The sequence below is a fragment of the Gallibacter sp. Marseille-QA0791 genome, assembly GCF_965119705.1.
Classification (GTDB): Bacteria; Bacillota; Clostridia; order Peptostreptococcales; family Anaerovoracaceae; genus Lentihominibacter; species Lentihominibacter excrementipullorum.
This window is the reverse complement of sequence record NZ_CBCPMH010000001.1, coordinates 2,696,881-2,711,308: the sequence shown is the minus strand read 5'-3', so window position 1 is coordinate 2,711,308 and position 14,428 is coordinate 2,696,881. Positions and strand designations below refer to the sequence as shown.

Sequence of the window (14,428 nt, the reverse complement as noted above, 5' to 3'; positions counted from 1 at the left end):
TCCTACCTTTCTCTTGATTTATTTCTTCCTGTTTTCTGCAATTCTTCTAATACGTCTGGCGGGATTTTCTTTAATAGCCGCCCCATCTGCTCATTGGTTCTCTGCAATTCAAATATCTTCTGATTCGCTTTCTGCACCTTTAATTCCTGCTCGTACTTTTCATCACGCATACGCCCCGCATAATCCGATTCCTGCCCGATTTGCTCCTTTAGGCTGTCGATATAGGCTCTCTGCTTACTGATTTCCTTAGAGAATTTCTCCACGTCTGGGAGCCATGCCGCAATCAGTTCCAGAGCCTTGTCACGCTTCTTCCCTGCATTAAAGGCGTTGATGTCAGAAAGGGCAGACACGATTTCTTCATACTGTTTATCAAGCCTGCCGCCCAGCTTATAGAGCCATGTGGGGATGTGTTTCCGCTTGGTTTCCATCGAAGATTGACCTCTCTCAAGCTGATTCCAACGTGAAGACATTCGCTCATGGTAGGCGGTCTGCCACTCGGATAATGATTTCTGGTTGCCTAAAATGGTTTTCGCTGACAGCTTGTTGTCTGGCGTAATCGGCACAAAACAGAGGTGCATATGCGGCGTTCTCTCGTCCATGTGGACGACTGCGGAGAGGATATTTTTCTCCCCGACACGCTCCGAAATGAAGTCCAGAGCCAGCGTAAAATACTCTTTCTGTTCTTCGGGCGGTAACTGGTTCATAAATTCTGGCGAAGCCGTGATAAGCGTTTCCACCATCATCACGCTGTCTTTCCTTGTCCTGCACCCTGCTTCGGCTACCTTTCGGTTAATCTCTTTCTTGTAGGTGTAGCGTGGCGGTGCAACAAGGTGATAGTTATTTTTAGAGCGTTCCATGTCGATATCTGGATTGCTTTTGTAGGCTTCTTTCTTCCGTTCGTTGTGGCGTTCACAAGCCGCAACGCCGCCCGCTTTGCGTTTCTGGAAACGCAGGATTGCATAGGGCATAATCCATCATCTTCCTTTCTTCGGCGGGTAAACTGCCCTTTGGGTGACAGCGGTGACGGCGGTGACAGCAGTTTTGGGATACCCCCTCACAAGAGCCGTCACCGTCATGCCGCCATTCTTTTATCCGAAGCCGCACGGCGCAGGATAGCAGGGCGTAAGACCTGCCATAAGGGAGTCCAGAGGGAACGTCTGGCACACGACTTTGCAGGGCAAAGTGTAGTGTGTTACACCCTGTAAACGCAGTCGGAAAAATCGGAAGGATTTTTCTGACCGCAGGGGTGGTTTTACACGCCGAAAAAGGCGGGTAAATCCCACGCCTGTATCTTGCGTTTACGGGGTGTTCTCCCGTAGGGGTGACAGCGGCGGGGTATCCTAAAATCACTGTCACCGCTGTCACCCGCAGGGCAGAGCCGCCCGCTTTACACGGCTTTAAGCTTCAATGACAGTAACAGGGGGTATCCCAATATCGCCGTCACCACCGTCACCGCTGTCACCCTCCCGCCTTGCAAGGGCAATCTGCCTGCCATCCTTTTTGCGGCTGTACTGGTAGCTGATACAGTTCTCACTTAAAAATGTGGTGCGGTATTCATTCAGCCATTTCGTAATCACCGTGGGTATGGTTTCCGTTTCCCCCATTGCGGCTAACAGCTCCGTTGCCGTGCCTGCCCATTCTTCCTTATCCCTCATAAAATCCACCAACCGAAAAAGGACATCTGGTATCGTTTCTTTCGCAAGCTGCTCCTGCGTTTTCCTCTCCACAAGTTCCCAACTGCAATCACGGAAACGGAGCGTATATTCCTGATAGGGCGTGTCCCTGCCCGTCACATACAGCTTGGCGGTGTCGGATGCCCGTTTCTCCTTTTCCAACACAAAGGTAGCGTCGGCGCTCCCCGTTAAGCCTGTCGTCCCAGACACCTTGTTGAACACATCGCTGTCATTCTGCTTTCGGATGTGGTGGACGACAATGACCGCCAATGAGTGCCTGTCGGCAAAGTCTTTGATTAGGGAAATGTCCCCATAATCACTGGCATAGGCGTTGTCTTTTGAAGCTGTACGGACTTTCTGCAAGGTATCAATTACAATGAGCCTGCTTTCTGGATAGTCTTTCAGATAATCCTCAAGCTGCACGATAAGACCGTCTGACAGCTTGCAGCTTGCCACGGCAAAGTGGAGCCGCCCGCTTGCTTCGTCCGTCAAGCGGAATAGCCTGTCCTGTATGCGGCAGAACGTGTCCTCAAGGCAGAGGTAAAGCACGTCGCCCTCCATTGTCGGCATATCCCATAAAGGGATTCCCTGCGACACGCATAGGCATAGCTTCAGCATGAGCCAGCTCTTGCCTATCTTCTGTGAGCCGCAGAACAGCGACAAGCCTGTCGGGATAAGGCTGTCCACCACAAAGGACGGCTTCTCAAGCGGCTCATAAAGGAGCGTTTCGGCGTTGACTGTCTGTAACTTCTGCATGGGTTTCCTCCTTTCGGGCGGTGTCTTTGTTTTCATTGCACATAGGCGTTGACCTCCTTAAAAAAGATTTACTCCCACGAAAAAAGTGAGAGTATGTAATGCCGCCAATCCCACACAAATAAAAAACAAATTTCTTTTTCGGGCGGTGTCGGTCACGGTTGGAGATACTTCCTCATTTCCGCCTTTACTTTCTCCTTTGCAATCGCAACAGATTTCTGTATTGCCGAAGCGGTGCAATGCTCCATAGCGGCGATTTGATAAAAATTGAACTCATACTCGTAATAGAGCAGGAAACGCCGCCTTTGTATCTCTGGCAGGCTCCCAACCGCCTTACAGAGCGTTTCATTCCGTTCTTCCTCAACCATGCTTTCATCAAGGCTCTTAGGCACACGCAACGCCCGCCTGTAAAGGGTTTCGTCCCATACCTCGTTGAACTCCCTGTGCCGCTCGTCCCATTGGAGAAGATTCCTGTTCCTGCGTTCCATCTGCCGAAATTCAAAGAATAACCGCTCGGATACTTCCAGTTCGTGGTGTTTCTCCTGCCCGTCCTTAAAGCTGATAAAATACCTTGTGCCGCTTTCCGTGGATTCCTCCCGAAGCGTGTACGCCTTAACCCTGTATGCCATCCCTTTGTCCTCCTGCCAAAAATAAGCGGGGAGATTCCGCTCCCCACCCAGTAGCCCGCAGGATAATGGGATGTATTAGACGCTTATAAAATTTTCCGCAGCTTCTTCCGCAGATGGTCTAACCTCGCATAGATGGCACCAGTCGTCAAATGCACGAGCGGGGCAATTTCTTTTGTGGAATACCCCTGCATTTTCAGCAGGACAATTTTCAAGGTACGTCCGTCTACTTCCACTAACACTTGATAGAGGTTTTCACTTTCAATTTCATCCAGTAACTCCGCAACCGTACCCACTTCCGTCTGCCGCTCCCTGTCTGCCATGTCCTCAAGATATTCCGCAACGTCATTCGTCCATCGGTAAAACCGCCTGTTGGAATTGAAGTCTGCCCTGTCTGCAATGCGTATCTGCTCAATGGTCGCTTCATCAACGCCGCACTCACGCAGCAGCTTTTCCTCCGCTTCTTTCCAGATACGCCATTTCCTGTCCTCCCGTCCGTGGTTGTATGCCATTCTTTCTTCCTCCAATCAGAATTGATTGAGAGGGCAGAGAAAAGCCCCCTCATTTTCCCAAAGGAAAAAACAAGGGGGCTGAACGCCTTAAATTTTAACTTTCTATCATCTTTCTTAGTTTTATTAGGATTCTGGCTTTTCGTTTGTTTACAACGCTCTGGGTTATGCCCAACCTCGCCCCGACTTCACGCTCGGAAAGTCCGTCAAAAAAGATTGCCTGTATCAACTCCTGTTCACTATCCGACAGCAAAGGCAGGGCGGCATTCAGCCTGTCCACCATGACCGCATTGACAACGGTTTCCGCAATGTCCGCCGCTTCATCAGCGATAAAGTCCAGAGGATTCCCCTCGCTGTCCGTAAATCCATCCAGAGAAAGCAGGCTGTTCTTCGTATCTAATTTTTGCAGATAACGCCACCGTTCCTTATCTCGGTAGAAGTCTGTGTATTGCTCCCTCACAACTTCAAGCAGACAGCCCTGAACGGGGATAAACAGCTTGTCCATATAAGTCTGGTCGGATTCCCTGCAACGACAAAACTCCGTGTAGGATAATTCCACATAGCCGCCACTTTCTTTGATATATACTTTTCTTGGTGCATACTTCACCGTAAGTACCTCCCATCTGAATTTTTGAAATGCTTAAAATCCAGATGGAGAGGCGGGGAGCGGCAACGCACATCAGAAACAATCCTGCGGCACTTTCCAACAAAAATCGACAAAAGAAAAACCGCAAAGGCTCTGTGACCTTTACGGTTATAGGAATTTATAATTCTGTTGTATGGAGATTGTACTTCTACTTTCAAGGTGAGAAGTACCGCTGCACTGGCAGAAATTTTTTTAACTGGTTTCCTGCCGTTCTCTGATATGCTATGTATTGATAAATTTTACTTCGTATGAGCAGATGAATAACCGCCCGAAAAAAGGACATAAAAAAATCCCTCCAAATTTAAAAACAAATTCAGAGGGTAATTTAGGGTATAACAAAATAACCCACCCGAATATCGTTTTTTTTATTTGGTGAGTTTGTTCTTTCAAATACGAAACAAAAAGAGCCGATGATTCGTGAATTGTTCCACAATTTCATCGGCTCTGCGTCTTAAGCGTCTGGCTCTTTGATGACAGTTATCTTCAAGTTGTCAACTTTAATCAATCTTTCTTGTCTGCATTTTGGACAATAAAGAGGATAATTCTCCAAAACAGTGTCCTTCCTAATTTTATTACGGGTTTTGCTCCCACAAACAGGACACAATATCCATTCACATTTCATCATAATTAGTCTCTAATCCTTTCAAATCTCATTTTATATGACTTTTGCAAGCTGTTAAGCTAACTTGTGGAACATATGCCGAACCTTATCTATACGGCTATTCGGGCGGCGGGGTTGGCAAATAAATTTACCAATAGCTGGCTGGTATCCTTTTAACTCTGTCAAGCAGACTCCCTGCCCATTTGTGAAATAAGTTAAATCGTTCCTGTATTCTTGAATACATCTAGCAGGGATTTCTCCTTTCAGAATGACCTCGTCATTCTTTATCTGAGTACTTACAATATCTGCACAATACCTTGGAGCATCATGATACGCCCGTGAGAGATATTCCTGCGGTGCATAAATTTCAAAGTGGAGATATGGCTCTAATAGTTCTGTCCCTGCTTTTTTTAAAGCCTGCTCCAATACGATAGGGGAAAGCAGCCGAAAGTCTGCGGGGGTACTTACAGGACTATAATACAATCCATATTCAAAACAGATTTTACAGTCTGTCACTTTCCATCCATACAGCCCCTGCTCGCAGCCATAAAGAACCCCCTCCATAACCGCATTTTGGAACGATTGATTTAAATATCCAAGTGAAACTCTGCTTTCATACTGCACTCCGCTTCCAATAGGGAGCGGCTCTATGGACAACCCGACAGAAGCCCAGAAAGGATTTGGCGGGACTTCTATGTGGATGGTATATTCTGCTTTTCTAAGCGGTCTTTCCATATATATAACAGTAGGCTCTTTTATTTCTGCCTCCACATGATATTTTTCCTCAAGGATGGCACAAATGACTTCCATCTGCACTTTCCCCAAAAAAGAAAGTATAATCTCATGCGTTGTAGTATCCACATAATATTTTAAAAGAGGGTCGCCATCTGAAATTTCTGTAAGTGCCCCAAGCAATATTTCCCGCTGTTCAGATTTCTTTACTGCAATCGTTGTTTGGAGCATAGGGAGAGGATTTTCAATAAATTTTCTCTGCGGCAACAGCATTTCGTTCCCCAAAATACTGTTTAGCTGCAAAACATCATTTGGTAAAATTACAATATCACCAGAGCAGGCTATATCGGATGAATATAATTCACCGTTTGTCGGAACACACATCTCTGTGATTTTTATTTTCTCTTTTTCAGATATTCTAATAACATCCCTCAAATGCAATGTTCCGCTATATATACGCACATAAACAAAACGCCGCCTTTTCTCTGAATATTCAATCTTAAAAACCTGCCCGCATAGTTCAGATTGACCTTCAGGCGTTGATGAATAAAATTTACTGGCAATCACTTCTATAAGCTGCCGAATCCCCAGATTGTTTTTAGCGCTTCCGTGATAAACGGGAAATAACGTTCCGTTTTGGAATCTCCTGTTTTCTTCCTGTTCCAGTTCTGACATTTTAAACGGTTTCCCTGACATATATTTCTCTAATAGTTCATCGTTTCCCATAATTACCGCATCCCACTGTTCCATATCGTCATTGTCCGTTACATTTATATGGGGATGCTGCCCAACCTTTTGCTTCACTATAATTTCCGAAGAAAGCTTTGCTTTCATTTCTCGATATACCATTGGCAAATCAATCCCCTCTTGGTCAATTTTATTGATAAAAAAGATTGTCGGAATCTTCATTGTCTGTAGTGCATGAAACAGTATACGGGTCTGTGCCTGTATGCCATCCTTTGCAGAAACTAATAATACTGCTCCGTCTAAAACGGATAAAGAACGGTATACTTCCGCCAAAAAATCCATATGACCTGGCGTATCTATAATGTTGACTTTTACATCCTCCCACTGAAAAGATGTCACTGCTGTCTGGATAGTGATTCCCCTTTGACGCTCCAAATTCATTGTATCTGTTCTTGTTGTGCCTTCATCTACGCTCCCTAGTTCTGCAATTGCACCACTGGTATACAATAAACTTTCCGTTAATGTTGTCTTTCCTGCGTCAACGTGAGCCAGAATGCCTAAGTTAATTATTTTCATGTGATTTTCCTCCTATCAACACCCAAAAAAGGGCATAAAAATACCCAGTGATAAATACTCCTATCACTGGGTAAATAACTCCAATAGCCCCAAAACACTTATATGTTTTCGGGCATATAAAATTACATGATAAAAGTATTCTTAAACTGGGTACAAAAAACTAAGCCCCATATTAAAAGTGAAACGGGACTGCTACTTTTTGTTCCCACTATCAAATTGACAGTTTATTTAAGAATACCTTGCCGCATATTTATTAACTCCTTGTATAATACTGAATCTAAGTCACCAACCACCAGTTCAACTGGTGGTTTGATTTTAGCCCTCCAAAGGGCTATATTACTACTCGCCCCACAGGGCGGTGTCACAAGCACTTTTACTGGTCCGCTATAAAGCGGTACTACTAGAATCTTCTTTTCTTGATTCTTCTGCCTGCTCTTTTATATACTTCTGTACAGCTTCATCAGTGATATTACCAATGGTTTCGACATAATACCCTCGCGCCCAAAATGCTTTGTTCCATTTACTTTGCAATTCTGGGTGCCTATCATAAATCATTAGTGTACTCTTTCCCTTTAAATATCCCATGAAACTTGAAATACTCAGTTTAGGCGGTATTGCTACACTAAGATGTACATGATCCACGCAAACTGCACCTGCAATAATTTCTACATTCTTGTAGTTGCACAATGTTTTTATTATTTCTCTAACATCTTCCCTCACTTTTCCATACAACGTTTTTTTCCTATATTTCGGAATGAAAACTATATGGTACTGGCATTTCCAGCGGGTATGTGATATGCTTTTATTGTCCACTTGGACCGCCTCCTATTCTTTGAGTTGGCTTGCGACACCATACTCATTGTATCATAGGAGGCTTTTTCTTGATATCCTCACCGTTTCCACTTACACCATTCTCCCCAGCATAGCTGGGGGTTTAGTACTTTCAATTATATTCCTTAACCCTTTATTTGTCAAGCTGACAAACTAAAGCAGAAAAAGCGGCAGGATTTCCCCCTGCCACTAATCATCTGTTTATGCAAAAATAATTTCCTTTTCCACAATCTCCCTCGCACAAGCCCTTATGTTATTGAGGCATCTTGTCCATTCTAAGGCGTTTTCTGCCTTTAGCTGTTCCGTTATGCCCTGTGCCTGTTTCATACCCTCTATGAGCCTTTCAAAGCGCTCCTGTGCCTGTCTGTCAATGTCGGCAAGGTAGGCGTTTAGCCTGCCGCTTGTAAGAAGATTGGTGTATGTAACTTTACGGTACTGTTTTAGATAATCTAAATGCCGTTGCCCCCAGATGCCTATTGCCTGTTCTTCTTCGGCGGGTACAGTTAAGCACGGTATTAAATAATCGCCTTGCCTTTCGTATTTGCCGCCCATTTCCTCAAAAATTGTCTTTGCCATTGTCTGTTACCTCCACATTCTTTTTTATTTTGAATGTCCGCAAAATCCGTCCTACATCAGACGGTCTCCACGGACAGTCAATATCGTGTATTGCAACGAGCTTATTCTGCACATTTGTGCCTGCGCCCATCTTCTGGGTAGAGCCGATCAGGATACGAACCGCCCCCTGTCTCACTTGAGAAAACAGTGCCATTTTTCTCGCTTCCGTGTTTGCTTCGTGGATATATTTTATCTCTTCCTGCGGCACGCCTCTTAAGGCAAGCTTGTCCCGTATATCATCATAAATATTAAAAGAGCCATCATCTTTTGGCGTGGAGAGGTCGCAAAACACAAGCTGCGTCAGCCTTTGAGCTTTCCCTTTTTCCCATATTTTAAATATGTTGTCCACACAGGCATTGACCTTGCTGCCTTCAAAATCAGGCAATGTTTCGTTTTCAAGCCTCTGATCAAGGGCGAGCTTTCTTCCGTCGTTTGTAATTTTAAGCATATTGTCTTTTGACGGATCAACCATTTTATTTCTCACACGCTCCGCTCTTTCAGAAAGCTCCTCTACCATCTTTTTTTGAAAATCAGATGGCTTTACCGCCACATTATGATAATTGGCTTTCGGAACCGGGAGTTTCAGCATATCCTCCGTCTGAATATCGGCAACCTCTTTAAACATTGCCATCAGCTCCGGAAGGTTATAGAATTTGGCGAACCGGGTTTTCGAGCGATATCCGCTTCCTTCCGGCGCAAGTTCTATCGCAGTCACCGTCTCGCCAAAGGTAGACGCCCATGCATCAAAATGCTGGAGATCATTTCTCTGCAGCATATCATATTGCAGATACCGCTGGATCGTATAGAGCTCCGTCATGGAATTGCTTATTGGCGTTCCCGTTGCAAATACGATTCCCTTGCCTCCCGTGATTTCATCAAGATACCGACATTTCATGAAAAGATCAGAGGATTTGAATGCTTCCGTCTGTGCGATCCCGCCTACATTTCTCATCTTGGTATAAAGGTACAGGTTCTTATAATAATGAGACTCGTCGATAAAGAGGCGGTCTACGCCGAGCTCTTCAAAGGTTACAAGATCGTCCTTTTTACTCTGATCATTCAGCTTTTCAAGCTTTGCTTTCAGTTTTTTTCTGCTCTTTTCAAGAGCCTTGATGGAAAACCTTTCCCCTCTCCTGTTTTTAAGCTCTGCAATCCCTGCCGTAATCTCTTCGATCTGTTCCTCTAATATTTTTCGTTGCCTTTCCTCGCTTACCGGGATTTTCTCAAGCTGAGAATGTCCAATTATAACGGCATCGTAATCACCTGTGGCCACTCGCCCGCAAAATCTTTTTCTGTTCCTTTTCTGAAAATCCTTCTTCGTTGCCACTAAAATATTAGCGGAAGGGTATAGCTGCAGGAACTCACTCGCCCATTGCTCCGTCAGATGATTCGGCACAACAAACATGGATTTACTGCAAAGTCCAAGCCTCTTTGATTCCATCGCGGCAGCTGCCATTTCAAAAGTCTTCCCCGCACCTACAGCGTGTGCAAGCAATGTGTTTCCTCCGTACAATATCCTCGCAACAGCATTCCTCTGATGCTTTCGCAGCGCAATTTCCGGATTCATGCCGGCAAAGACTATATGACTGCCATCATATTCCCTTGGTCTGATCGAATTGAATTTCTGGTTATATCTCTCCGTCAAATACTGACGCCTTTCTGAATCTTTCCAGATCCAGTCAGCAAAAGCCTGCTTTATAAGTTCCTGTTTTCCCTGTGCAATTGCAGTCTCCTTCTTATTCAGCACCGCCTTCTTTTTCCCATCCTCATCCGTCAGATAATCAAAGATCCTCACATCTTTCAGATTCAAAGTTTCTTCAATAATCTTATATGCGTTTATTCTCTTCGTACCGTAGGTGCTGTATGCACTGACATTTCCGCGATCACTGTTTTTTCCTTCAATGCTCCATTCACCTGTATAGTTTGAATAATGCACATGAATGTTCCACTGCGCATATTTAGGCGTGGACAGAAGCTCAAAGATGAATTCACTTATCACCTCTGCCGGAATCCAGGTGGCTCCAAGTCTTACGCTTATCTCTCCTGCATTAAGATCTTGCGGCTGCACATTCTCAAGGTGCCCTACATTAATCCGATATCCTGGATTGCTTTCAGCCAGGGATCTCGCCACCCTCAGTTTCTCCCTGACATTCCCCGACAGATATTCATCCGCCGTAAGGTACTTTTGAGATTCTGCACCAAGCTCGTACTTTGGATTAAGAAAAATTACGCCTTTCAGGTCGTCATATATCTCCGTTTCTTCTTTTCCCGTAAGCTCTGACATAAAAGGCATATCCACAAAAGCCCGCTCGCCGATTGCGACCGCCAGCGCTTCCGACGCAGTATCGCACCTTGCCACCGGCCGTGCAGGTGAGATCGTTCTCTTTGAAAACATATCCGCTTTTCGAATCAGATTACCGTTTTCATCGATCACTTCAAGTGCTGAAAGCAGGCAATACGAACTGTCTTCTGAGAATGCCGAACTGTTTGCTCTACTATTTATAAGACCATATTTTTTTGTAAAGGTATCGTATAGAGCATTGAGTTTTCCCTGTTCTTCTTTGATTTCCTCTTCCGGAACATCTTCTGTTTGCAGTTCTATCAGGCGGCGAACGCTATCGCGTATTCGGATCATTCCCTTTACTCTGCTGACTGCCGTATCGGAAAGTTTTACCGGATACATCATGGAGTTCTCTCTGAAATATACAGCCCCGTCCGCTACGGTAAACGAAAAGTTTCGCACTTCCGGGTCTGCCGGGACTGCCTCTTCTTCCTCCATTTCATCTGTTTCATAATCTGAAATCTCACCATGAATTCCGGAGACCGCCTCCGAAAGAAGCGTACCAAGATCCGCATTTTCAAAAGGAACGCAAGAGGCTTCCGGTCCGAACCTTCCTGAAATCATCTTCATTTCGCCGAGTATCATTTCAGGATTATCTGCAAAATAGGAATTGATCTTTATTCCGTCTTCAAGCTCGCTTAAATACATCCAGTTTTGTTCCGGGATTACCATGCGGTCTCGTTTCTGCAAAAACAGGATATCCGAAGTGACCTCTGTTCCGGCGCTGTTAAAGGTATTATCAGGAAGCCTGATGGCTCCAAGAAGATCCGCACGCTCCGCCAGATATCTCCGCACTGAATTGTTCGTCTTATCCATCGTGCCTTTTGCTGTAACAAACGCAATTATGCCTCCGGGTCTTACTTTATCTAATGTCTTTCCGAAAAAATAATCATGAATCAGCCAGTTATATTTATTGTATTTCGGATCAGACACTTTAAAATCTCCGAAAGGCACATTGCCTATCGCCACATCAAAGAAGCTGTCCGGAAGGTTTGTATTCTCATAACCATCGACTGCTATACTCGCATTTTGATAAAGCTGCTTTGCGATGCTGCCGCTTATTTTATCAAGTTCAATACCATAAACCCTGCTTTCTCTCATGCTGTCAGGAAGGCAGCCGATGAAATTTCCAACTCCGCAGGACGGTTCCAGGATATTCCCCTGCTTAAAGCCCATATTTTCAAGCACCTTATAGATTCCATCTATCACGGTCTTTGGAGTATAAAAGGCGGTAAGCGTCGATTCCCTTGCAGATAAATATTCCTCATCTGTAAGAAGCTCTTTCAGACGGATATATTCATCGCACCACGACTCATTTTCTTCATCAAATGCTTCCGGTATTCCTCCCCAGCCTGCATATTTTGCAAGCACATCCTGCTCAGCAGTATCTGCGTATCTTTCTTCCTGCTCAAGTTTTCTCAAAAGTTCAATCGCATTTATATTGTCTGCAAAGCGCTCCTTCTTCGTTCTATAATCATCAAACCCGCCTGCGATACGATAATCTTTTTTCTCACCTTTAAGTGTTTTCGGCACATTCTTTTCAGAATCAGCTCTTTCCCAAAGAGGAACGATATCTGCTTTTAAGCTCTGCTCTGAAGAATCTTCTTCGGATACTGTCTTTTCAATTTCTTCTTTTTCAGAAAGTTCATGTGCAGCATCCTGCTTATCTCCTGCAATAAGGTGCTCATTTGCAGGCGTTTCTCTCATCCTTCGCTCAAACACTTCGATTGGAAGTTCCTGATTGATCAGAGGGCAGTTCTCATCAAAGAGCTTTACCGAATCTTCCGTTATCTCAAGGATTTCATACTGTGAGGCTCCAAGATACACGGTGTCTCCAAGATGATATTCATAGTGGATATTTTTATCCGGCTGCTTAAGCTCCTCCTCTTGTTCCGCCCTCTTCTGCGCTCTTTTCTCCTCCTGTCGTTCAAGCCACTTGGGATATTCGGAGAGTTCCTTCGCGTTCAGATATCTGTTGATTTTTATCAGATCCCCGATCCTGCGGCAGACATCTTTCCACTTTAAAAAGAACCTCGGAGCATCTTCACCGTAACCTCTATGAAGTTCGATCCCCTTACTATTATGATTTTCACCAATCCTGGTTCCTTCCTTGATATCGGATCTTCCTCCGATCCCGTATTCCTGTTTCAGAAACGCTATATTCTCCTGCTCTGAAAGGCTCTTTTGAAACTGCTCATAAATTCGGAACTTCCCATTCTCATACAGGCTTCCGGAGGTTAAGGCTATATCGATGATCTCCTGTGAAAAGGTAAAGCTTCTCGGATCGATTTCACTGTAAAATGCTCCCGTGAGCATAAGTCCTTCCAGACATTCTTCTATAACGCGCCAGTCATAGTAGGCTCCGCTTTGCGGTATTCCCTGCTCGCCTTCATAAAGAAACAGGACATTACTGTAGAGTTTACAACCATAACCAAGCGCTTCTTTTTCAGGGAGTCCCGAAAATTTTTCTTTCAGAAAAGAAATCCTGCTTCCTTCATCAGTGTTTTCTTTATAGAAAAGCTCGATCTCCTGTAAAGTATTCTCATCAAAAAAACTGCGTACAGCTTCCGCCACTTTGTCTATATAAAAAAACGGAAGACTTCTGTCTTCCGCTCCGCGATCAAAGTATTCTAATTGTATATGAGTTCCCTCAGTACGATCTCCTTTGCTCTCTGTCTGATATTGTTCATCTCCTGTGTCCACTGCATCGGAGATTTCTCCTTCAGTTCTTCGCTGATCTTCTCCTTCACTTTCATCTGCTCTGTAAGCCTTTGCATCATCTCTTCCGCTTCGCGCTCGGTCTGCTGCAGATGTTCGCTCAACTTGCACGACGTCAGAAGATTGTAATATACGGTCCGCTTCTCCTTCTGAAGATAAGCCTTCCTTCTCATTGCCCAGACTCCGAGTTCCGTTTCTTCTGTCTCCGGCACCTTTATATCCGGTATCTGAACCCCGTTTATCATCGTATAAGTGATCTCCATCTTTTTCGCTCCTTTCCTTTTCCTCATTATATTCGCTCTGTTTTACAGCTCCAAATGTGCGATTCTCTTTTTCGAGCATTAGAACGGTTTTCGCAATTTCTCTAAGTCCCATTGCCGCAATATCCACGGTTGCATATCCAAGAGCATTCAGGCTGTCTTTTGTGTTAAACTGACTGATCCACGAGAACATCATTTCTTCCGCCATATCCTTTGAAGCTTCAAGGCGGCTTCCCATCATATATGCAACGCTTTCTGCTACAGTTTCCCGGAATACTGCCGAAAGATTGTCTTCGTCAAGATCATCAAGAAAGCTTCCCTGCCTGCACGCCTTCAGAGCCTCCAGATACTCTGTAAAGTTATCTTCCGCCCCGTTTTCAGCGGCGCTGATAATTGCCTCTTTCAGGCTGTCTTTCCTCTCAAGCTCTCCAAAGACCCCTTCTAATGCGCTGATTACTTCATCTTTATATGCGTCCTTCATCTTCCAGATCGGAACCGGAACCGGATTCTTTCCTTCATGCGTATCTGCAATGTCAAAATAATGTTTCAGTGAGGCTTTCCCATCCGGAGAATCGTAAAACACAGCAATTCCTTTGGCTCCTCGATTTACCCATCTGTGAAATCTGCCATTCCATTTCTCAATTTCAAGAACCGCAGTTGCTTCCGGCTTTTGTGCGTAAACAAGCAGATTTTCATCAAATCTCAGCTTATAGTTATTACTTGCTGTTTCAAGAAAAGCTTTCCAGTCCTCCGGACTTCTTGCGACTTCTTTTGATATGGAATCATAAAGCTTCGCAATATACACATACTTGCTTGCCATATACTTCACCTGCCTTTCTTCACTTTATGACAAACAACTG

At 44.6% G+C, this 14,428-nt stretch carries 9 protein-coding genes and 1 pseudogene; all 10 read right to left on the bottom strand.

All coding sequences use genetic code 11. From position 1 onward, the window contains the following. Nucleotides 1–2: 2 nt before the first annotated feature. Nucleotides 3–968, bottom strand: a complete 966-nt coding sequence (gene mobV, locus ACQY69_RS12450) for a MobV family relaxase (RefSeq protein ID WP_117515764.1) — start codon at nucleotides 966–968, stop codon at nucleotides 3–5. A 429-nt stretch (nucleotides 969–1,397) separates the two neighbouring features. Next, on the bottom strand, nucleotides 1,398–2,429 hold the full coding sequence (locus tag ACQY69_RS12445) for an AAA family ATPase (RefSeq protein ID WP_138271652.1): 1,032 nt from the start codon (nucleotides 2,427–2,429) through the stop codon (nucleotides 1,398–1,400). 152 nt (nucleotides 2,430–2,581) lie between these two features. After that, nucleotides 2,582–3,055 (bottom strand): RNA polymerase sigma factor, encoded by a 474-nt coding sequence (locus ACQY69_RS12440; RefSeq protein ID WP_117515765.1) that lies wholly within the window; start codon nucleotides 3,053–3,055, stop codon nucleotides 2,582–2,584. Nucleotides 3,056–3,138: 83 nt separating this feature from the next. Then, nucleotides 3,139–3,564, bottom strand: a complete 426-nt coding sequence (locus tag ACQY69_RS12435; RefSeq protein WP_117515766.1) for a sigma-70 family RNA polymerase sigma factor — start codon at nucleotides 3,562–3,564, stop codon at nucleotides 3,139–3,141. Nucleotides 3,565–3,658: 94 nt separating this feature from the next. After that, nucleotides 3,659–4,168 (bottom strand): sigma-70 family RNA polymerase sigma factor, encoded by a 510-nt coding sequence (locus ACQY69_RS12430; RefSeq protein WP_117515767.1) that lies wholly within the window; start codon nucleotides 4,166–4,168, stop codon nucleotides 3,659–3,661. 474 nt (nucleotides 4,169–4,642) lie between these two features. Then, nucleotides 4,643–4,832: pseudogene (locus tag ACQY69_RS12425) on the bottom strand (cysteine-rich KTR domain-containing protein). A gap of 51 nt (nucleotides 4,833–4,883) precedes the next feature. Continuing rightward, the gene (gene tet(O), locus ACQY69_RS12420; protein WP_063856405.1) at nucleotides 4,884–6,803 is read right to left on the bottom strand and encodes a tetracycline resistance ribosomal protection protein Tet(O); all 1,920 of its coding nucleotides are present in this window, start codon (nucleotides 6,801–6,803) and stop codon (nucleotides 4,884–4,886) included. Between the two features lie 384 nt (nucleotides 6,804–7,187). Beyond that, on the bottom strand, nucleotides 7,188–7,616 hold the full coding sequence (gene tnpA / locus ACQY69_RS12415; RefSeq protein ID WP_117515769.1) for an IS200/IS605 family transposase: 429 nt from the start codon (nucleotides 7,614–7,616) through the stop codon (nucleotides 7,188–7,190). A 219-nt stretch (nucleotides 7,617–7,835) separates the two neighbouring features. After that, entirely contained in the window at nucleotides 7,836–8,210 is a 375-nt protein-coding gene (locus tag ACQY69_RS12410; RefSeq protein ID WP_117515770.1) for a TnpV protein, read from the bottom strand. Further along, complete coding sequence (locus ACQY69_RS12405; RefSeq protein ID WP_428260824.1) at nucleotides 8,191–14,388, bottom strand: N-6 DNA methylase; 6,198 nt, start codon at nucleotides 14,386–14,388, stop codon at nucleotides 8,191–8,193. The genes ACQY69_RS12410 and ACQY69_RS12405 overlap by 20 nt, the downstream gene beginning before the upstream one ends. Nucleotides 14,389–14,428 lie beyond the last annotated feature (40 nt).

Bases quoted from the DNA above. Each gene is read 5' to 3' on its own strand.
- ACQY69_RS12405 (WP_428260824.1), bottom strand. From the start codon at position 14,388: ATGGCAAGCAAGTATGTGTATATTGCGAAGCTTTATGATTCCATATCA.
- ACQY69_RS12440 (WP_117515765.1), bottom strand. From the start codon at position 3,055: ATGGCATACAGGGTTAAGGCGTACACGCTTCGGGAGGAATCCACGGAA.
- mobV (WP_117515764.1), bottom strand. From the start codon at position 968: ATGCCCTATGCAATCCTGCGTTTCCAGAAACGCAAAGCGGGCGGCGTT.
- ACQY69_RS12435 (WP_117515766.1), bottom strand. From the start codon at position 3,564: ATGGCATACAACCACGGACGGGAGGACAGGAAATGGCGTATCTGGAAA.
- ACQY69_RS12410 (WP_117515770.1), bottom strand. From the start codon at position 8,210: ATGGCAAAGACAATTTTTGAGGAAATGGGCGGCAAATACGAAAGGCAA.
- ACQY69_RS12445 (WP_138271652.1), bottom strand. From the start codon at position 2,429: ATGCAGAAGTTACAGACAGTCAACGCCGAAACGCTCCTTTATGAGCCG.